A 19308-nucleotide genomic window follows, 5' to 3' on the forward strand; every position below is an offset into this window, starting at 1 on the left:
TGATGCGCCGGGAAGGCCGGAGGGATTTCACGAGGACGTGCGCAGGACGAAGCCGACGCCGCGGACGGTGTGCAGGATCCGTGGCACCCCACCGCTCTCCATCTTTCGGCGCAGGTACCCGACGAAGACGTCGACGACGTTGGTGTCGGCCACGAAGTCGTACCCCCACACCAATTCCAGGAGCCGCTCCCGGCTGAGTACCACCCCGGCGTTGTGCGCGAGGACGGCGAGGAGTTCGAACTCGCGCTTGGTGAGGTCGAGGGGCCGCCCGTCGATGGTGGCGCGGTGACCCGGCTCGTCGAGGCTCAGCGGCCCGACCACCACGGCGGCCGTGGCCGGAATGCTGGAGCCGATCGTGCCGCGGCGGCGCAGCATCGCGTTGATGCGTGCCACCAGTTCGGCGAGGACGAACGGCTTGGTCAGGTAGTCGTCGGCTCCGGACTCGAGGCCTGCGATGCGGTCGTCGACGGAACTGCGGGCGCTGAGGACGCACACCGGGACGTCGTTGCCGCGGGCGCGCAACGCGGTGACCACGCCGTTACCGTCGAGGACGGGCATGTTCATGTCCAGCACCACGACGTCGGGATCCTGCGCACCGACGAGGTCCAGTGCAGCGGCGCCGTCGCGAGCGGTGAGCACGGTGAACCCGGAGAGGCGCAGTCCGCGTTCGATGGAAGCCAGCACGTCGACGTCGTCGTCCACCACGAGGACGGTGGGCTGGTCCGGAGCGGTCATCCGTCGATTGTGCCGGACGCCCGTGGTCTGCGGATGCGCCCCGCGCGGCGGGAGTCGACTCGTGTGCAGTGATCCGCGCTCACCGCGGATCGGTGCACACAACCGGCTGCGCGACCTGTCGCGCCGGGTTCCCGCACCCATGCTCCGTTCGCGCACCCCGCCTCGCCGAGCAACACGCGTGCGGGGTGCGAGGAAGAGTGCGGGAACGATCGCGGTGGTCACGTCTGCGCAATCTTCCCGGAACAGAGCGTCTCTATCGTCTCTCGAAGCCGTCGGTGCATCCAGCGCGGTCGGGGTCGAGCATGCAAGGGGTATCACGATGAGCGCGAACACGGTCCGTCTCCAGGCTCTGCGAGCGGTCGAGGCGTACCAGCCTCCCGCCGTCAGCTACACCGACACGGAGACTCCGGGTCAGGTCTTCGGCGAGAACGTGTTCAACCGAGTGGTGATGCAGAAGCGTCTGCCGAAGTCGGTCTACAAGTCGGTGATGAAGACGATCGAGCACGGAGCGCCGCTCGATCCGATGGTGGCCGACGCGGTGGCGTCCGCGATGAAGGACTGGGCCATCGAGAAGGGCGCGACGCACTACGCGCACGTGTTCTACCCGCTGACGGGTCTGACGGCGGAGAAGCACGACAGCTTCCTGGAGCCGGTGTCGGACGGTTCCGCGTTGGCGGAGTTCGCCGGTAAGACTCTCATTCAGGGCGAACCCGACGCCTCGAGTTTCCCGAACGGCGGCCTGCGCAACACCTTCGAGGCGCGCGGTTACACGGGGTGGGACGTCACCAGCCCCGCGTACGTCCTCGAGAATCCCAACGGCAACACACTGTGCATCCCGACGGTGTTCGTGTCGATGACCGGTGAGGCACTGGACCACAAGACGGGTCTGCTGCGCTCCCAGCAGGCGATGGGTCGGCACGCCGAGCGCATTCTGACGCTCTTCGGGCACGAGGATCCCGAGCACGTCGTGTCCTTCTGCGGACCGGAGCAGGAGTACTTCCTCGTCGACCGGCACTTCTTCCTGGCGCGTCCGGATCTGCTCAACGCGGGGCGCACCCTGTTCGGTGCGAAGCCGCCCAAGGGTCAGGAGTTCGACGACCACTACTTCGGCGCGATTCCCGAACGAGTCCTGGGCTTCATGATGGACACCGAGCGCGAACTGTTCAAGCTCGGCATCCCGGCCAAGACTCGACACAACGAGGTGGCGCCCGGACAGTTCGAGATCGCGCCGATGTTCGAGCGCGGCAACATCGCCGCGGATCACCAGCAACTGCTCATGACGACGTTCAAGACCATCGCCAAGAAGCACGGCATGGAGATTCTGTTTCACGAGAAGCCGTTCGAGGGCGTCAACGGGTCGGGTAAGCACGTCAACTTCTCGTTGGGCAATTCCGAGCTCGGCAGCCTCCTGGTCCCGGGCGACACCCCGCACGACAACGCACAGTTCCTCGTCTTCTGTGCCGCGGTGATCCGCGCGGTGCACAAGTACGCCGGGCTGCTGCGCGCATCGGTGGCGTCGGCCACCAACGACCACCGACTCGGCGCGAACGAGGCTCCGCCGGCCATCATCTCGATCTTCCTGGGTGATCAGCTCGCCGATGTCTTCGACCAGATCGCCAAGGGCGCGGCGACGTCCTCGAAGGGCAAGGGCACCATGATGATCGGTGCGGACACGCTGCCCGTGCTTCCCACCGATCCGGGCGACCGCAACCGCACCAGCCCGTTCGCGTTCACCGGTAACCGATTCGAGTTCCGCGCCCCGGGGTCGATGCAGACAGTGAACGAGCCGATGGTCGTCATCAACACGATCATGGCCGAGTCGCTCGATCACATGGCCACCGAGCTCGAGACGGCCGTCGCGGACGGCGTCGACTTCGACACCGCGGTCCAGAACCTGTTGACGCAGATCATCACCGACCACGGCGCCGTCGTCTTCAACGGTGACGGGTACTCGGAGAACTGGCCCATCGAGGCGGAGGCGCGGGGTCTCGCCAACCTGCGCACGACGCTCGACGCGTTGCCGGAGCTCATCACCGACGAGGCGCTGGCCCTCTTCTCGAAGTACGACGTGTTCAACTCGCGAGAGATGCACAGCCGCTACGAGATCGGGCTCGAGCAGTACGCGCTCACCATCGGTGTGGAGGCCCGGTTGACGCTCGAGATGGGCACCACCATCGTGCTGCCTGCGGCGGTGCGCTACCAGACGGAGGTCGCCCAGAACCTGGCCGCGCTGCAGGCGGTGGGCGTGGAGATCGACAGGGCACCGCTGGACACCGTGTCCGTGCCGCTCGCGGCTCTGCGGGCCGGGCTGGCGACCCTGAAGGGCGCGCTGGACGCCGACACCGGGCACGACGCGCTCGGCGAGGCCACCCACGCCAGGGACGCGCTCCTTCCGGCGATGGCGGAGGTGCGGGCGGCGGCCGATCAGCTCGAGGACATCGTGGCGGACGACCTGTGGCCGCTGCCGACCTACCAGGAGATGTTGTTCGTCCTGTGATGCATGCGACGCGCTGGTGACATGCACTCGAGGCGCGTCGAACGTCCGTGTGCCGGGTCGGTCGCAGTGCCCACCGACCCGGCTGTCGGTTCCATCCGGGCCTGCACCGGCCCCTGACGTTCGGCCGGGGCGCGGAACGGGTACGAACATCTGTCATGAGCTCTTCTGCATCGTCACCTTCCGGGCCCTCCGTCCTGTGGTTCCGCCGCGATCTGCGCCTCGGTGATAACCCGGCACTGGCCCATGCCGCCGAGGACGGCCGAGACGTGCTGGCACTGTTCGTGCTCGACGATCACCTCCTCGGCCCGTCGGGTGCCGCGCGCCGCGACGTGCTGTTCCGGTCGTTGACGGCGCTGGACGACCAGCTCGGCGGCCGCCTGATGGTGGTGAAGGGCGATCCGGTGGCCGCTGTTCCGGCCGTGGCGAAGGCCGTGGGCGCGGACGCCGTGCACGTGAGCGAGGACTACGGTCCGTACGGTCGACGCCGCGACGACGCCGTCGCCGAGAAGGTCGACCTGGTCCGCACGGGGTCGCCGTACGCGGTGTCGCCCGGCCGCATCGTCAAGGACGACGGCGAGGGCTTCAAGGTCTTCACGCCGTTCTACCGCCGCTGGCAGGACCACGGCTGGCGCGGCCCCGCCGACACCTCCGCGTCGTCGGCGTCGTGGATCGATCCGGACGACGTGTCCGGTGGCCGCAAGCGGGTGACGATTCCGACGGAGAACACCCATGCGGACGTCGAGGCCGGCGAGAAAGCGGCGCTGTCCTCGTGGGCGGACTTCCGCGACGACCGTGCTAGCGGGTACGACGACGAGCGCGACCGTCCGGACAAGGACAGCACCAGCCGGATGTCGGTGCACCTCAAGTACGGGACCATTCACCCGCGCACCATGCTGGCCGATCTGGCCTCGCTGAAGAACGACGGCTCCGAGGCGTACCGACGCGAACTGTGTTTCCGAGACTTCTACGCCGACATCCTCTTTCGTCGACCGGACAGTGCACGGGAGAACTACGACAAGAGATTCGACGCCATCGAGCTCGACTCCGGGCCGCACGCGGACGAGCTCTTCCAGGCGTGGTGCGACGGCAAGACGGGCTTTCCCATCGTCGACGCGGGCATGCGGCAACTGGTCTCGGAGAACTGGATGCACAACCGGGTGCGGATGATCGTCGCATCCTTCCTGGTGAAGGACCTGCACCTGCCGTGGTGGCGGGGCGCACGCTTCTTCCTGCAGCACCTGATGGACGGCGACATCGCCAGCAACCAGCACGGGTGGCAGTGGACGGCGGGCACGGGAACCGATGCGTCGCCGTACTTCCGGGTGTTCAACCCCACGACGCAGGGCGAGAAGTTCGACCCGAACGGCGACTACGTGCGGCGCTGGGTTCCGGAGCTCCGCGGTGTCGACGGCAAGGCAGTGCACGCCCTGAAGAACGATCGGCCCGAGGAGTACCCCGAGCCGATCGTCGACCACAAGCACGAGCGGGAGGAAGCGCTCCGACGTTTCGGAGCCCTCAAGTCCTGACTGTGCGATCCGTTCAGGCCCTGACTCTGCTGTCCGTTCAGGCCCTGAACAGGGCCGCCAGAGCGTCGAGCACAGACGCGTCCTCGATGGTCGACGGCACGACCACCTCGTCGCCGTCGACCATCTGACGCATCGTCTTGCGCAGGATCTTGCCCGAGCGAGTCTTGGGCAACGCCTGGACGACGGTGACGTCACGGAACGTGGCGACGGCGCCGATGTCCTCGCGAACGGCGGCGACGAGTTCGGAGCGCAGGGTGTCGTCGTCGATGTCCACGCCGGTCTTGAGCACGACGTACGCGCTGGGGCGTTGTCCCTTCGTCTCGTCGTGGATGCCGATCACGGCGCACTCCGCGACGGCCGGGTGGGCGCCGACGACCGCTTCGATGCTGCCCGTGGACAGTCGGTGCCCCGCGACGTTGATGACGTCGTCGGTGCGCCCCAGGACGTAGACGTAGCCGTCCTCGTCGACGTAGCCCGAATCACCGGTCAGGTAGTACCCGTCGAACGCGGCGAGATATGACGACAGGAACCGGTCGTCGTCCTGCCAGAGTCCGGTGAGTGTGCCGGGCGGCAGGGGGAGTTCGAGCACGATGTTGCCCTCGGTGCCGGCGGGTACCTCGGCCCCCGAGCCGTCGACGATGCCGACGTGGAACCCGGGCACCGGCACCGTCGGTGAGCCCGATTTCAGCGGCATCGGTTCCAGCCCGCGAAGATTCGCGCAGATCGCCCACCCCGTCTCGGTCTGCCACCAGTGATCGACCACCGGCCGGTCCAGGATGCGGGACGCCCACGCGAAGGTGTCCGGATCCAGGCGCTCGCCGGCGACGAAGAGGGTCTCCAGGGACGACACGTCGTGATCGCGCAGCAGCGCGGCCTCCGGATCGACCTTGCGTACGGCGCGCAGTGCCGTGGGCGCCGTGAACAGCGCGCGCACCCCGTACTCCTCGATCACCCGCCAGAACGCGCCCGCGTCGGGGGTGCCGACGGGCTTGCCCTCGTACAGCACCGTCGTCGCTCCGGCCAGCAAGGGGCCGTAGACGATGTAGCTGTGGCCGACCACCCAGCCCACGTCCGAGGCGGTCCACATGACCTGGCCGGGTCCGACGTCGTAGATGTTCGTCATCGACCAGCGCAGCGCGACGGCATGTCCGCCGTTGTCCCGGACGACACCCTTCGGCTTCCCGGTGGTGCCCGACGTGTAGAGGATGTAGAGCGGATCGGTCGCCGCGACCGACACGGGATCGGCGGGGGCCGCGGCGTCGAGTTCCCGGTGGAAGTCCAGCCAGTCGCCCGGCGCCTCGATGTCGATCTCCGGTCGGCGCGTGAGGAAGACCGCACGCGGGGACGACGTCGACATGGCGAGCGCCGCGGCGACGGGTGTCACGTAGTCGACGGTGCGGCCGGGTTCGAGACCACCGGTGGCGGTCACGATCGCGACGGGATCCGCGTCGTCGATGCGCGCGGCCAGTTCCTTCGCGGCGAACCCGCCGAACACCACCGAGTGGACCGCACCGAGGCGTGCGCACGCGAGCATCGCGACGACGGCCTCCGGGATCATCGGCATGTAGAGCACGACGCGATCACCCGCACCGACGCCGCGAGCGGCGAGCGCCCCTGCGAAGCGGGACACCCGGTCGAGCAACTCGGCATAGGTGAAGGACACGCGAGCGCCCGTCATGGCCGAATCGTGGATCAGCGCGGTCCGATCGCCGGCGCCGGCCGCGACGTGGCGGTCCAGCGCGTTGACGCACGTGTTCAGTCGACCGTCCGGGAACCAGCGGTGAAAGGGTGCGTTCGACGAGTCCAGGGCGATGGTCGGCGCGACGTCCCAGTCGATCGCCCGCGCCGCGTCGAGCCAGAAGGCGTCGGGGTCGGCGGCAGCAGCGTCGTAGGCCTGGCGGTAGGCGCCCGATTCGGTCATGAGCCGACTGTAATCTCGGCCGCACTTCCGTAAGGTCGAGACATGACCCTGATTGCCGAGGATCTGCTGCTTCTTCTGCTGGACGACGGAACGGGCAAGCCCGTCGTCGACAGCACCAAGCTGCCGCGGGTGCTCACCGGCGCGGTGATCCTGGAACTCGCGATGGACGGCACCGTGTCGGTGGCCGGCGACAACGAGACGACGAAGAAGGGCCGGCTCGCGGTGTCCGGCGCTCGAACGGTGTCGGATCCGATACTCGAGCGGGCCGTGGAGGCGATCGAGACGGCCAAACGTCCGATGACGCCGAAGTCGGCCGTCGAGAAGTTGCACAAGGACATTCGCGAGCAGGTGGTCGCCCGCGTCGTCGAGCGAGGGTTCGTCGGCGAGGAGAAGGGCACAGTCCTGGGACTGTTCCCGACCACCACGTGGCCGGCGCTCGACTCGTCGCACGAGGACCGGGTCCGCGAGACGCTGCACTCCGTCCTGATCGACGGTCTCGATCCCGACGCACGGACGTCCGCGGTGGTGGCGTTGCTGTCGGCGATCGACGCGACGCACAAGGTCTTCCCCGACGCGGACAAGCGCGCGGTGAAGAACCGTGCCAAGGACATCGCGCAGGGGGAGTGGGCGAGCGATGCCGTGCGCAAGGCGGTGCAGGACGTCTACACCGCGGTCACCGTGGCGGTGATGGTTCCCGTCATGGCTGGTACGTCGGGGAGCTGATCCCGACCGCTTCCTGGACCGGTGTCTCCCGGATGACACGGTGCCGTCCGCAGTGGCACCGGTGATAGACGACGGTGCCCTCGCTGGTGCGGTGGCGGGACTCGACCGTCCATCGATGCAGACATTCCACGGTGCTCATGACGACGAGTCTGCTGTAATGGTCTTGTGCACCTCAACCCTTACGGAGAATATGCGGTCCGGCTGGCCGTCGACATCGTGAACGCGCCCCCGACCGATGCGGTGGAGTTCGAGCGTCGGTGCCTCGAGGCGGGCATGTCAGACGACACGGTGGCCATGCACACCGATCTGGCCCGGGCGGAGGTGTTCTTCGAGGAGTGGCTCGGCGTGGTCGACGCACCGACGCACGAGCAGCGGGCGCTCGCACTGAACGCGTTGCTCGCGCAGACCTCGGCCTATCCGAGGTTGACGAACCACGCCGACGACGGCTGGCACCTGCACTACCGGGATCCGGATCTGCCGCTCGCGGACGTCGTGCGCGCGCTGGTGAGCGTCGGTACCGCGCTGCATCTGGTGGGCCGCGGCATGCACCGTCTCGGTCGGTGTTCGGCGGACGACTGCGACCGTGTCTACGCCGACTTCTCCCGCACCGGTCGCCAACGGTACTGCGGCACAGCCTGTTCCAACCGCGATGCGGTTCGGCGGCACCGTGCGAGAGCTACTGCCCCAGCGTCCTGAACCGACGCAGTCGTTCGGACTGCCGGACGTCCGGATCGAGGGCGGTGACGGTGTCGAGTTCGCGGGCGATCGCAGTCCCCAGGCGACCCATGAACCGGTGCGGTTCGTCGGCGGCATCCGGGTCCTCGGGCACGATGGTGTCGACGATCCGGGCCGCCCGGAGGTCCACTGGCCGGATCCCCTGCGCCTCGGCCATGGCGGGCGCGTGCGCGGTGTCGCGGTGCACGATGGCACTCGCCCCTTCCGGTGGGAGCGGCGCCAGCCACGCGTGCTGCGCAGCCACGACGCGGTCGGCAGGCAGCAGTGCGAGCGCGCCGCCGCCGGTGCCCTGCCCCAGCAGGACCGACACTGTGGGGGTGCGGAGGGTGATCAGCGTCGAGATGCAGCGCGCGATTCCGGGAGCCAGCCCGTGCTCCTCGGCCTCCCGGGACAGCGACGCGCCGAGCGTGTCGATCACCAGCACCAGTGGCAGGCCCAGTTGCTCCGCGAGACGCATGCCGCGCAACGCTTCTCGGAGAGCGCCCGGACCCATGGTGTTCTCCGGCGTCTGCCCGGTGCGATCCTGCCCGAACAGGACACACGATCGTCCGCGGAACCGGGTGAGGGACAGGGTCACGGTGGAGTCGAAGTCGCCGCGCCCCGTCCCGCTCAGCGGGATGTGGTGAGAGACGCTCGCCGCCAGCAGCTCTCGCACACCGGGCCGGTCGTCGCGCCGACTGAGCAGGACCGAGTGCCATGCGGACACGGAGGTGTCCGCACTCTCGTCGGACGGTTCCGCGTTCTCGGGCGTCGCGTCGGGCGCGTCCTGCAGAACCACCAGGGCCCGTTCGAGGACGGCGCGAACATCGGCGGGAGGGACGACCGCGTCGATCACGCCGCAGCGGAACAGATTCTCGGCCGTCTGTACGCCCTCGGGGAAGTCCTGGCCGTACAGGGCCTGGTAGACCCGCGGCCCGAGGAACCCGATGAGGGCACCGGGTTCGGCGAACGTGACGTGGCCGAGTGATCCCCACGACGCGAACACGCCGCCCGTCGTGGGGTGCCGGAGATAGACGAGATAGGGCAGGCCGACGTCCTTGTGCAGCGTCACCGCCGCGGCGATCTTCACCATCTGGACGAACGCCGCGGTGCCCTCCTGCATGCGCGTGCCGCCGGAGGTGGGGGACGCGATCAGCGGAAGTCCTTCCGCCGTGGCGCGTTCGACGGCCAGTGTGATGCGCTCCGCCGCGGCCACACCGATGGATCCGGCGAGGAACGCGAACTCGCACACCACCACGGCGACGCGCCGCCCGCCGACGGTGCCCGCACCCGTCAGTACCGCCTCGTCCGCGCCGCTGCGGCTTCGTGCGCGCTCGAGGTCGGCGAGGTATTGCTCGTCCGCCGCGACGACGAGCGGTGCCCGATCCCACGAGAGGAAACTCCCGGGATCGAGCACCGCGTCGAGGAACTGCTGCGCCGAGGTCGTCATGCGCTCAGTATCGCCTGTGTCGGCCGGACCATTTCATCCCCCGCGAGTACGTCCATAGTGTCGTGAATCCTCCGGATCCGACGACACTATGGACGTACTCGCGCGGGGTGGTGGCTCAGGCGCGGCCCAGCGCCTCCTTCCAGGACACCGTGCGGCCGATGCGCAGGATGGAGCGCTGGTAGATCTTGGCTGCGACGACGGCGAGAACCAGGGTCGCGACGATCATCAGCACGATGGTGCCGACGATCTGGATCGGGTCCGCGACGCCACCCGCGATGCGCAGCGGCATGAGGATGGCGGAGAACGGGGGAATCCACGACAGGACGGTCGGCAGTGTCGCTCCCGGATCGTCGATGGACGAGAACGCCGCGAAGAACATCGCCAGGATCACGATCAGCAGCGGCATGGTCGTCGAGTTGACGTCCTCCTGCCGCGACACCATGGAGCCGCCGGCAGCGTAGAGCACCGCGAAGAACGCGAAGCCCAGCACGAACCAGCCGATCGTGGAGACGAAGACGCTGACGGCGGTACCGGTGACCGTGAGCGTGCCGGTGGCCGTGCCCGCGATCAGGCCGGCGGCGCCGTACGCGGTGAGCTGCACCAGTCCGACCACACCGATGCCGATCACTTTGCCCCACAGCAACTGCAGCGGGCGCACGGTGGAGAGGAGCAGTTCGACGACCCGTGACGACTTCTCCTCCACGACACCCATCGCGACGTACATGCCGAAGGTGATGATCTGGGCGTACAGCAGGATGACGGCGATGAAGCTGAGCGCGAGTCGCTGACCCTGTGCAGGATCCGGCGGATCGACGGCCTCGACCGTGACGGTGGCGGCGTCGGTCGCCGAGGTGACGGCGGCGGGATCGACTCCCAGCCCGGTGAGCGCGTCGGTCTGCGCCTGCGCGGCGACCGCGCTGTCGATGACGGCCTTCAGGGTGCCGTCGACGGTGTCCTCGGTGACAGCCGTGTACGCGCCGCCGGTCCCGGGGACGAGCGCCACGTCCACGTCGCCGTCGGTGACCTGCGTCCGAGCCTCGTCCGCCGACCCGATCTCGCGGACCTCGACGGGAGCGCCGAGTTGATCGCCCACCGCGGTGAGGGTCTGGGACAGACCCTGATCACCGACCAGGCCGACGGGCGTGCGGTCCTCGGAATCGCTGCCGCCGGCGAAGATCGAGAACGCGACGATGCCGCCGACGATGACCAGCAGCACGATGGCGTTGGAGATCAGGAAGCTCTTCTTCCGGACCTGGACGTCGAACTCGCGCCGGGCCACGAGCGCGATGGCTCGTCCCGCCGAGAGTGGTGATCGGGTGGTCGACTTCTCGCTCATGCCACTACCTCTCGGTACAGATCGGTCAGGGACGGTGTGCTGCGGGCGAACTCGTGCACGGGGCCGGTGGCGAGCGCTGCGGCGAGCACCGCCTGGTCGTCCGCCTCGGGTGCCAACGACAGGCTGGTGCGCCCGTCGGAGTGCGACACGGTGGTCACCCCGGTCAACGCGTCGGCCCAGCCGGCGGGAGCGGCCGGGGCGTGCACCTCGAGGGTGGTGCCGGACTTGCCGCGCAGTGCGTCGACGGTGCCCACGGCCTTCATCCGGCCGGAACCGATGATGCCGACCCGATCGCACAGCCGCTGCACCAGATCGAGCTGGTGGCTCGAGAACAGGACGGGGACACCCGTGCGGGCCTTCTCGAGAAGCACCTCGCTCATCGTGTCGACGGCCACGGGGTCGAGACCCGAGAAGGGTTCGTCGAGCACCAGGACGGCGGGATCGTGAATCAGGGCTGCAGCCAACTGGACTCGCTGCTGGTTTCCCAGCGACAGTGAATCGACCGTGTCGTTCACCCGGCCGTCGATGCCGAGGCGCTCGGTCCAGGTCGCGACCGCGGCGGAGGCATCGGCCGTGGAGAGCCCGTGCAGCTCGGCCAGGTACTTCAGCTGCGCTCCCACCTTCATCTTCGGGTACAGCCCACGCTCCTCCGGCATGTATCCGATGGTGCGGCGCACGTTCAGGTCGATGGGCCGGCCGTTCAGGCGTGCCTCTCCCGAATCGGCTCCCAGCACGCCGAGCGTGATGCGCATCGTCGTCGTCTTGCCGGCTCCGTTGCTGCCGACGAAGCCGAACACCTCGCCGGGATTCACGGTGAACCCGACGCCGTCCAGGGCGACGGTCTCGCCGTATCTCTTGTGCAGGTCGTCGATCTCGAGAGTCGAGCCGCTCATGCTGGTCCTTCCTCGGGGGAGTGTGATGGGAGAGTGGGGAATTCGTCCGGATCGTCGATCGGCGCCGTCCAGGCGAGGATGATGCCCGGAGAGCAGCTCCCCGCAATCAAACCACTCAGTATGATGAAGCCGCCACCGAGCGCCAGTCGGGGATCGTCGATGAACGTCGTCGCCCACACCAGTGCCAGTGCCGGAACCGTCACCACGCCCTGGGTGATCGAGAACCCGATGGAGCGAGCCGCGTTGCGCCGTTGCAGGTCCCACTCGTCCAGCGCATCGGCGGGAGCGTCGCTCCGGCGGCCGGTGACGATCTGCAGCGTCGTCCACGACACGCACATGACGATCGCGCCCGGTAGCCACGTGAGCGGTGCCCATTCGGGTCCGACGAGGATGAACACGGACGACGCCACCAGAGCCGCGAGCGAGGCGACGAGTATCCACACCAGCAGCCGGCGCCGCGACCGGGTGCGCCAGCCGGGGAGGTAGTGCGCGTACCGCGCCTCGTTCTGCAGGTATCGACGGGTGCGGAACGCCTGGTAGCGGTCCAGAACGGTGTCGCTCATCGTGGTGTTCCTTCCTCCGGCCGGGTGCGCCGGTAGACCTCGGTGGACAGCGGCGCGAACTCGGTACGCGAGAACACCGCCTCGATCGGCAGCCCGAACACGTCGCAGATGCGCATCGCGAGATCGAGGCTCGGGTAGTGGTCACCGCGTTCGAGTGCGCCGACCGTCTGCGGGTTGACGTCGACGAGTTCCGCGAGCTGGGCGCGGGTCATCCGACGCTCGGCGCGTAGCACACCGATGCGGTTGTGGATGGGGAGTGTGGTCCCACGTTTGACCGGACTCATGTATCGAAGTGTTGTATAAACCCAATGATGTGTCAATACCGAAGGCAGGGCTTTTCGCGCGAGCGCGCGCTGAGCCACCCGTGCACGCCGCCGGCCGTCAGTCCTGGTGCAGAACGCCCTGCGCGACGGTCCACCGGCGCGTGCTGCGCACCGAGTCGAGCATCCGCCGATCGTGGGTGACCAGGAGCATCGTGCCCTCGTAGGTCTCCAGCGCCGATTCGAGCTGCTCGATGGCCGGGACGTCGAGGTGGTTGGTGGGCTCGTCGAGCACCAGCAGGTTCACCCCGCGGGCCTGCAGCAGCGCGAGTCCCGCACGGGTGCGCTCGCCGGGAGACAGGGATGCCGACGGCCGCAGCGCGGCCTGTCCGCGGAGACCGAACTTCGCCAGGAGTGTGCGGACGTCGGCGTCCGGCCAGTCCGGGACGGAGGCTGCCAGCGCGTCGGCGACCGAGTCGGATCCGTCGAAAGCTGAACGCGCCTGGTCCATCTCGCCGATCTCCACTCCGGAGCCGATGCTCACGGATCCGCTGGTCGGCGTGATGCGGCCCAACAGCAGGTGCAGCAGGGTGGTCTTGCCCGAGCCGTTGGCGCCGGTGACGACGATGCGGTCCCCGGCGTCGACCTGTGCCGTCACCGGCCCGAGGCGGAACGCCCCGCGTTCGACGGCGGCGGAGTTGACGGAGACCACGACGCTGCCGCTGCGGGGCGCCGCCGCGATCTCCATGCGCAGCTCCCATTCCTTGCGCGGTTCCTCCACCACCTCGAGGCGCTCGATGCGGCGTTGGGTCTGCCGAGCCTTCGCGGCCTGCTTCTCCGTGGACTCCGCACGGACCTTGCGGCTCGCCTTGTCGTTGTCCTTGCTCTTGCGGCGTGCGTTGCGCACCCCGTGCTCGAGCCAGTTCCGTTGCATCCGAGCGCGATCCTCGAGACCGGACCTGGTGTCGGCGTACTGCTCGAACTCCTCGCGGGCGTGTCGACGCGCCACGTCGCGCTCCACCAGATAGGCCTCGTAACCGCCGTCGTAGACGGAGATCTGCTGCTGCGCCAGATCCAGCTCGACGATGCCGGTGACGGTGCGCGCCAGGAACTCACGATCATGACTGACGATCATCACGGCGCACTGGGTACTCGTGACGAAGTTCTCGAGTTGATCCAGTCCGGCGAGATCCAGATCGTTGGTGGGCTCGTCCAGAAGCAGGACGTCGTAGCGCGCCAACAGGATTCCCGCGAGTGATGCGCGGGCCGCCTGCCCACCGGACAGCGCGGACATCTCGGTGTCGAGCGCGGCGTCCAGTCCCAGGCCGGCGAGCACCGACTCGGCCCGCTCGGGCAGATCGGCGCCGCCGAGCGCCAACCACCTCTCCAGTGCCGGTGTGTAGAGATCGTCCGATGCGCTCGCGTCGCCGAGCGTCTCCGCCGCCGCGTTCATCGCGTCCTCGGCCGCGCGTACTCCGGTGCGGCGCTGCAGGAACATCTCGACGGTCTCACCGGGTACGCGGGAGACCTCCTGCGCCAGGTGGCCGACCGTGGCGTCCGACGGGGTGAGCGTCACCGTGCCGTCGTGGTCGACCCCGGTCGCCGTGCCCGCCAGCAGGCTCAGCAGCGTCGACTTGCCGGCACCGTTCGCGCCGACCAGCCCGACGACGTCGCCGGGTCCGACGGTGAGGTCGAGACCGTCGAACAGCGTCCGCTCGCCGCGATAGGCGGACAGGTCGTCGACACGGACCACGGCACTCACGTCTCGCCCAGCTCCTGAAGTAGTTCCCGCACGGCCGTGCGTCCCGCACGGTTGGCGCCGATGGTGCTGGCCGACGGACCGTATCCGATCAGATGGACGCTGGGCCGCGCGGCCACTCGAGTGGCCGACGCGCCGGTCATCGTGATGCCGCCGCCCGGCCCGCGCAGTCGGAGCGGCGCGAGGTGATCGAGGGCGCTGCGAAACCCGGTGGCCCACAGGATGACGTCCGCTCGGGTGGAGGTGCCGTCGTCCCACCGCACTCCGTCGGGGGTGACCTCCGCGAACATGGGCCGCCGTACCAGGACGCCGCGATCGCGGGCCTCGCGCAGGCTCGGGGTGAGGATCAGACCGGTCACCGACACCACCGATCCCGGCGGCAGTCCGCGGCGCACCCGATCCTCGACCTGCGCGACGGCAGCGCGGCCCACCTCGGGTGTGAAGTCCCGCTCGAGGAAGACGGGCTCGCGGCGGGTCACCCACGTCGTGGTGGTCACGCGCGAGATCTCGTCGAGCAACTGCACCGCGGAGATCCCGCCTCCGACGACGACGACGTGCTCGCCGCGGAACTCCTCCGCCGAGGCGTAGTCGCGCGTGTGCAGTTGGCGCCCCGTGAACGTCTCCATGCCGGGGTAGCGCGGGACGAACGGGTGCTCCCAGGTGCCGGTGCAGTTGATCAAGCCCCGTGCGTGGACGTCGCCCTGCTCGGCCTCCACCCGGTACCGCATCGTCGTCTCGTCCCGGTCGCAGACGACCGACACCCGTCCCGGCCGCCGCACGGGCAGCGCGAAGTGCTTCTCGTACGCCGCGTAGTACTCGGGCACCGCCGACGACGCGGGCACATGCCCGGGGTCGACGTCGGGGGCCAGCGTGTCCGCGAACGCCATGCCCGGGAGGTCGTGCACGCCGTTGACCGTCTCGAGGGTCAGGGAGGGCCAGCGGAACTGCCACGCCCCACCGGGAGCCGGCGCACCGTCGAGCACGACGTAGTCGTCCCATGCCCGCAACCCCGCTCGCTGCAGGAAATAGGCCGCGGACAGGCCGGCCTGCCCGGCACCGATCACTGCGACGTCGACGTGTTGCACCCGTCCAGTACACCAGTCAGGGCTCCGCACCCGGTAAATTCGCGTCGGGGGGTCTCACAGAACACTTCGTTCCACGCAGAGAGAAGACACAACGTGACCATTGGTATCACCAGGAACGGCGCGGTTCTCACCGTGGAACTGCAGCGACCGGAGCGTCGCAACGCTCTGAACACGGCTCTGTGCACCGAAGTACGTGAGGCGGTGGAGGGTGCCGAGGCGGACGGCACCCGCGTCGTCGTGATCACCGGCGAGGGCACGAGCTTCTGCGCGGGCGCCGATCTCTCGGGCGAAGCGATCGCCGACGAGTTCCCCGAGGCGCTGCTGTCGATGAACCGCGCGCTCCAGACCGTGTCGGTCCCGGTCATCGCCGCCGTGAACGGCCCTGCTGTGGGTGCGGGCACGCAGTTGGCCATCGCCGCAGACCTGCGGGTGGTCGATTCGGGCGCCTTCTTCGCCATTCCCTCCACCCGGTTGGCCATCGCCGTGGACAACTGGACCGTCAAGCGGCTGGTGTCGCTGGCCGGCGGCGGTCCTGCTCGGACCGTGCTCCTGGGTGCCGAGCAGTTGTCCGCCGAGGAGGCGCTCACGTGCGGACTGGCCAACAAACTCGGTGATCTGGACGTCGCGCACGCGTGGGCCGAGGAGATCGCGCAGCTGGCGCCGCTGTCCTTGCGTCACCTCAAACTCGTCTTCAACGACGACGGCACGCGTGACGAGGCGAACGCCACGCAACTCGACGCGTTCGCGGCCGCCTGGGCGAGCAACGACGCCGTGGAGGCGCGGATCGCGCGCAAGGAGAAGCGACCCCCGGTCTTCCAGGGTCAGTGACAGAGTCGGGTTCGCTGATCTGCCGATTCGGACAAAGGCGACACCTCGGCACCACGTAACCCACTCGACACAGAGTGCGTACAGTCCGGCAACACAACGTTCCTACGGTCATCTCGCATCGCGCCGCCACGGCGTGCGACACGACCGGAGGCACCCGACCATGACCGCTCTCGGAGACGTTCCACCCGACTCCACGCTCACGTCCGACACTCAGAAGCAGTCGGCGGCACTGAAGGAGACGCTCGAGGACTACACGCTGCGCTTCGCCCCGCGCAGCTACCGCAAGTGGGGGACCGGCGTCGTGGCGACGTCGGCTCTCGGCGGGATCGCCTACCTCGCGGACTTCGCGATCGGCGCCAACATCGGCATCTCCTACGGCACCGGCAACGCGCTCTGGGGCATCCTCGTGTTCGCCGTGGTCATCTTCCTGACCGGTCTTCCGCTGGCGTACTACGCGGCGCGCTACAATATCGATCTCGACCTCATCACGCGCGGAAGCGGATTCGGCTACTACGGGTCGGTGGTCACCAACGTCATCTTCGCGACGTTCACGTTCATCTTCTTCGCCCTCGAGGGTTCGATCATGGCCCAGGGCCTCGAACTGGGGCTGAACATCCCGCTGCCCATCGGGTACGCGGTGTCCACCCTGATGGTCATCCCATTGGTCATCTACGGCATGAAGGCGCTCGCCACCCTGCAGGTGTGGACGACTCCGCTGTGGCTGATCCTCATGGTGCTGCCGTTCGTCTATCTCGTGGTGAGCAATCCCGACTCCATCGGTCAGTTCATGGCCTACGGGGGCGCCGACGGTGCCGCCGGCACCGGTGTGAACCTCGGATCCGTCATGCTCGCCGCCGGTGTCTGTCTCTCGTTGATCGCTCAGATCGCGGAGCAGATCGACTACCTCCGCTTCATGCCGCCCAAGACGCCGGAGAACTCGCGTCGCTGGTGGACGGCCGTCCTGCTCGCGGGGCCGGGCTGGGTCATCTTCGGTGCGCTCAAGCAGATCGTCGGACTGTTCCTCGCCGTGTACCTCATCGCGAACGTCGTCGACGGATCGTCGATCGCCAACGAGCCGGTGCACCAGTTCCTCGAGATCTACGAGAACTTCATGCCGGGCTGGCTCGCCATGACCCTCGCCGTGGTGCTCGTGGTCATCTCGCAGATCAAGATCAACGTGACCAACGCGTACTCGGGCTCCCTGGCCTGGACCAACTCGTACACCCGCGTCACCAAGTCCTACCCCGGACGCCTGGTCTTCGTGCTGTTCAACCTCGCGATCGCGTTGATCCTGATGGAAGCCAACATGTTCGACTTCCTCAACAACATCCTGGGGTTCTACGCGAACTGCGGTATCGCCTGGATCGCGGTGGTCGCGTCCGACATCGTGTTCAACAAGTACCTGCTGAAGCTGTCCCCGAAGGTGCCGGAGTTCCGCCGGGGAATGCTCTACGCGGTGAACCCCGTCGGTTTCGGCTCCATGGCGGTGTCCGCGATCCTGTCCATCCTGGTGTTCTTCGGCGCGTTCGGGCCGGCGATCAAGCCGTACTCGCCCATCGTGGCGCTGGTACTGGCGATCGTGCTGCCGCCCGTGCTGGCGATCGCGACCAAGGGCAAGTACTACCTGCGGCGCACCGACGACGGCATCGACCTGCCGATGTTCGACGAGTACGGCAACCCGTCCGACGCGACGCTGCTGTGCTCGGTGTCGGGCATGGAGTTCGAGCGGCCGGACATGATCGCGTCGGCCAAGAAGGGGCCGAACGGGGAGACGCTCTACATCTCGTCGCTGTCGCTGAGCACCGACAAGACGGGGGAGCACATCCTGCCCGAACAGACGTGAGCCGATACTTGTGAAGCCGGTACACATCAACCGTGGACTAGTGTCGGAAGCGTGAAACCAGCCACCGCAGCAGTGTCCATCGGGCTCGCCGCCGCAGGGTTGTCCTGGCTCGCGCGCGCGGCGTGGGGTGTGCCGTCCGCCATCGGAGCCGGACGCGGCGCCATCCGTCCGTACGCCGCCGCGTCCTCGCACTACCGGGATCGGAAGTTCCACAACACTCGCAGCAGCTCGCCGGTCGCGGCGGGGGAGCAGGCGAGCATCGGAGCCGCGATGCTCACGCGCGGCCGCTCGGGACGACCCGAGCGCGCCGTGCCGCTGGCCACTCCGCTCGCGCCGGCGGAGGCCGGGGACCTGGCCGTCACCTGGTTCGGGCACTCCTCGGTGGTCATCGAGATCGACGGTCACCGCGTGCTCACCGATCCGGTCTGGAGCCGGCGGGTGTCACCGTCGCGGGTTCTCGGACCGGCCAGGTTGCACCCGGTGCCCGTTGCGGCCGAGGCGCTTCCCCAGGTCGACGCCATCGTCATCTCGCACGATCACTACGACCACCTCGACCGTGACACGGTGACCACACTGCTCACGTCGCAGTCGGCGCCGTTCCTGGTGCCGCTGGGGGTGGGCGCCCATCTGCGCCGCTGGAAGGTTCCCGAGGACCGGATCGTCGAACTCGACTGGAACGACGACGTCCGCATCGGATCGCTCACCGTCACGTGCCTCGAGGCGCGACACTTCTCGGGCCGGTCCCTGGTGCGCGACACCACGCAGTGGGCGTCGTGGTCGGTGGTGGGTCCGGAGCACCGAGCCTTCTTCGGCGGCGACACCGGCTACACCGAGGCGTTCGCGGACATCGGCGCGCGGCTCGGCCCCTTCGACGTGACCCTGCTGCCCGTCGGCGCCTACGACGACCGGTGGCCTGACATTCACATGAACCCCGAGGAGGCGGCGCGGTCGCACGGTGACCTGCAGCAGGGCACCCCGTCCTCCGGCATCGTCGTGCCCGTCCACTGGGCCACCTTCAACCTCGCGTTCCACCCGTGGTCCGAACCCGTGGAGCGGCTGCTGACGGCCGCCGAGGCGGAGCGGATCTCGGTGGTGGTGCCGATGCCGGGTCAGCGAGTCGATCTCGCGCGTCCTCTCCCGCACCGGCGTTGGTGGTCCGGCGCGGTATCGTGACG

General features: G+C 68.4%; 16 protein-coding genes. 7 read left to right on the forward strand and 9 right to left on the reverse strand.

From position 1 onward, the window contains the following. Positions 1 to 27: 27 nt before the first annotated feature. Positions 28 to 735 (reverse strand): response regulator transcription factor, encoded by a 708-nt coding sequence (locus JOE30_RS09585; RefSeq protein WP_204866331.1) that lies wholly within the window; start codon positions 733 to 735, stop codon positions 28 to 30. A 319-nt stretch (positions 736 to 1054) separates the two neighbouring features. On the opposite strand from JOE30_RS09585, the gene JOE30_RS09590 reads away from it, so the two are divergent. After that, positions 1055 to 3232, forward strand: a complete 2178-nt coding sequence (locus JOE30_RS09590) for a glutamine synthetase III (RefSeq protein ID WP_027504203.1) — start codon at positions 1055 to 1057, stop codon at positions 3230 to 3232. Between the two features lie 155 nt (positions 3233 to 3387). Beyond that, on the forward strand, positions 3388 to 4758 hold the full coding sequence (locus JOE30_RS09595; RefSeq protein WP_204866333.1) for a deoxyribodipyrimidine photo-lyase: 1371 nt from the start codon (positions 3388 to 3390) through the stop codon (positions 4756 to 4758). A 37-nt stretch (positions 4759 to 4795) separates the two neighbouring features. Here JOE30_RS09595 and JOE30_RS09600 read toward each other — a convergent pair whose 3' ends face one another. Continuing rightward, positions 4796 to 6679: a propionyl-CoA synthetase gene (locus JOE30_RS09600; RefSeq protein WP_204866335.1), complete on the reverse strand. Its 1884-nt coding sequence runs from the start codon at positions 6677 to 6679 to the stop codon at positions 4796 to 4798. A gap of 42 nt (positions 6680 to 6721) precedes the next feature. On the opposite strand from JOE30_RS09600, the gene JOE30_RS09605 reads away from it, so the two are divergent. Both JOE30_RS09605 and JOE30_RS09610 read left to right on the forward strand, forming a co-directional pair. Then, the gene (locus JOE30_RS09605; protein WP_204866336.1) at positions 6722 to 7402 is read left to right on the forward strand and encodes a GPP34 family phosphoprotein; all 681 of its coding nucleotides are present in this window, start codon (positions 6722 to 6724) and stop codon (positions 7400 to 7402) included. A gap of 165 nt (positions 7403 to 7567) precedes the next feature. Next, positions 7568 to 8098 carry a CGNR zinc finger domain-containing protein gene (locus JOE30_RS09610; protein WP_204866338.1) on the forward strand — a complete coding sequence of 177 codons (531 nt, stop codon included), beginning with the start codon at positions 7568 to 7570 and terminating at the stop codon, positions 8096 to 8098. On the opposite strand, the gene JOE30_RS09615 is transcribed toward JOE30_RS09610, so the two are convergent. From JOE30_RS09615 to JOE30_RS09645, 7 genes are all read right to left on the reverse strand, one after another. Then, positions 8079 to 9566: a carboxyl transferase domain-containing protein gene (locus tag JOE30_RS09615; RefSeq protein WP_204866340.1), complete on the reverse strand. Its 1488-nt coding sequence runs from the start codon at positions 9564 to 9566 to the stop codon at positions 8079 to 8081. The two genes, JOE30_RS09610 and JOE30_RS09615, sit on opposite strands and share 20 nt — an antisense overlap. Positions 9567 to 9681: 115 nt before the next feature. Continuing rightward, positions 9682 to 10902: an ABC transporter permease gene (locus JOE30_RS09620; protein WP_204866341.1), complete on the reverse strand. Its 1221-nt coding sequence runs from the start codon at positions 10900 to 10902 to the stop codon at positions 9682 to 9684. Next, a complete protein-coding gene (locus tag JOE30_RS09625) occupies positions 10899 to 11795 on the reverse strand; it encodes an ABC transporter ATP-binding protein (RefSeq protein WP_204866342.1) in 897 nt (298 codons plus the stop codon). The genes JOE30_RS09620 and JOE30_RS09625 overlap by 4 nt, the downstream gene beginning before the upstream one ends. Further along, positions 11792 to 12358, reverse strand: coding sequence for a hypothetical protein (locus JOE30_RS09630; protein ID WP_204866343.1), 567 nt, complete (start codon positions 12356 to 12358; stop codon positions 11792 to 11794). The genes JOE30_RS09625 and JOE30_RS09630 overlap by 4 nt, the downstream gene beginning before the upstream one ends. Further along, positions 12355 to 12642, reverse strand: a complete 288-nt coding sequence (locus JOE30_RS09635) for a helix-turn-helix transcriptional regulator (protein WP_204866344.1) — start codon at positions 12640 to 12642, stop codon at positions 12355 to 12357. The genes JOE30_RS09630 and JOE30_RS09635 overlap by 4 nt, the downstream gene beginning before the upstream one ends. 97 nt (positions 12643 to 12739) lie before the next feature. After that, on the reverse strand, positions 12740 to 14380 hold the full coding sequence (locus JOE30_RS09640) for an ABC-F family ATP-binding cassette domain-containing protein (protein WP_204866345.1): 1641 nt from the start codon (positions 14378 to 14380) through the stop codon (positions 12740 to 12742). Beyond that, positions 14377 to 15462 carry an NAD(P)-binding domain-containing protein gene (locus tag JOE30_RS09645; RefSeq protein ID WP_204866346.1) on the reverse strand — a complete coding sequence of 362 codons (1086 nt, stop codon included), beginning with the start codon at positions 15460 to 15462 and terminating at the stop codon, positions 14377 to 14379. The genes JOE30_RS09640 and JOE30_RS09645 overlap by 4 nt, the downstream gene beginning before the upstream one ends. A 93-nt stretch (positions 15463 to 15555) precedes the next feature. Here JOE30_RS09645 and JOE30_RS09650 point away from each other — a divergent pair, with 93 nt between their 5' ends. The 3 genes from JOE30_RS09650 to JOE30_RS09660 all read left to right on the forward strand — a co-directional run bounded on the left by JOE30_RS09650 (position 15556) and on the right by JOE30_RS09660 (position 19306). Next, positions 15556 to 16290 carry an enoyl-CoA hydratase gene (locus JOE30_RS09650; protein ID WP_307806122.1) on the forward strand — a complete coding sequence of 245 codons (735 nt, stop codon included), beginning with the start codon at positions 15556 to 15558 and terminating at the stop codon, positions 16288 to 16290. A gap of 160 nt (positions 16291 to 16450) precedes the next feature. Continuing rightward, positions 16451 to 18133, forward strand: coding sequence for a cytosine permease (locus JOE30_RS09655; RefSeq protein WP_204866347.1), 1683 nt, complete (start codon positions 16451 to 16453; stop codon positions 18131 to 18133). Positions 18134 to 18184: 51 nt separating this feature from the next. Then, positions 18185 to 19306 (forward strand): MBL fold metallo-hydrolase, encoded by a 1122-nt coding sequence (locus JOE30_RS09660; RefSeq protein WP_307806123.1) that lies wholly within the window; start codon positions 18185 to 18187, stop codon positions 19304 to 19306. The last annotated feature ends 2 nt before the right edge of the window (positions 19307 to 19308 follow it).

Source organism: Rhodococcus sp. PvP016 (genome assembly GCF_017832185.1).
Taxonomy (GTDB): Bacteria; Actinomycetota; Actinomycetes; order Mycobacteriales; family Mycobacteriaceae; genus Rhodococcoides.

Coding starts and splice junctions, on each gene's coding strand:
- JOE30_RS09635 (WP_204866344.1), bottom strand. CDS start 12,642: ATGAGTCCGGTCAAACGTGGGACCACACTCCCCATCCACAACCGCATC.
- JOE30_RS09590 (WP_027504203.1), top strand. CDS start 1,055: ATGAGCGCGAACACGGTCCGTCTCCAGGCTCTGCGAGCGGTCGAGGCG.
- JOE30_RS09605 (WP_204866336.1), top strand. CDS start 6,722: ATGACCCTGATTGCCGAGGATCTGCTGCTTCTTCTGCTGGACGACGGA.
- JOE30_RS09655 (WP_204866347.1), top strand. CDS start 16,451: ATGACCGCTCTCGGAGACGTTCCACCCGACTCCACGCTCACGTCCGAC.
- JOE30_RS09600 (WP_204866335.1), bottom strand. CDS start 6,679: ATGACCGAATCGGGCGCCTACCGCCAGGCCTACGACGCTGCTGCCGCC.
- JOE30_RS09585 (WP_204866331.1), bottom strand. CDS start 735: ATGACCGCTCCGGACCAGCCCACCGTCCTCGTGGTGGACGACGACGTC.
- JOE30_RS09630 (WP_204866343.1), bottom strand. CDS start 12,358: ATGAGCGACACCGTTCTGGACCGCTACCAGGCGTTCCGCACCCGTCGA.
- JOE30_RS09615 (WP_204866340.1), bottom strand. CDS start 9,566: ATGACGACCTCGGCGCAGCAGTTCCTCGACGCGGTGCTCGATCCCGGG.
- JOE30_RS09620 (WP_204866341.1), bottom strand. CDS start 10,902: ATGAGCGAGAAGTCGACCACCCGATCACCACTCTCGGCGGGACGAGCC.
- JOE30_RS09625 (WP_204866342.1), bottom strand. CDS start 11,795: ATGAGCGGCTCGACTCTCGAGATCGACGACCTGCACAAGAGATACGGC.
- JOE30_RS09595 (WP_204866333.1), top strand. CDS start 3,388: ATGAGCTCTTCTGCATCGTCACCTTCCGGGCCCTCCGTCCTGTGGTTC.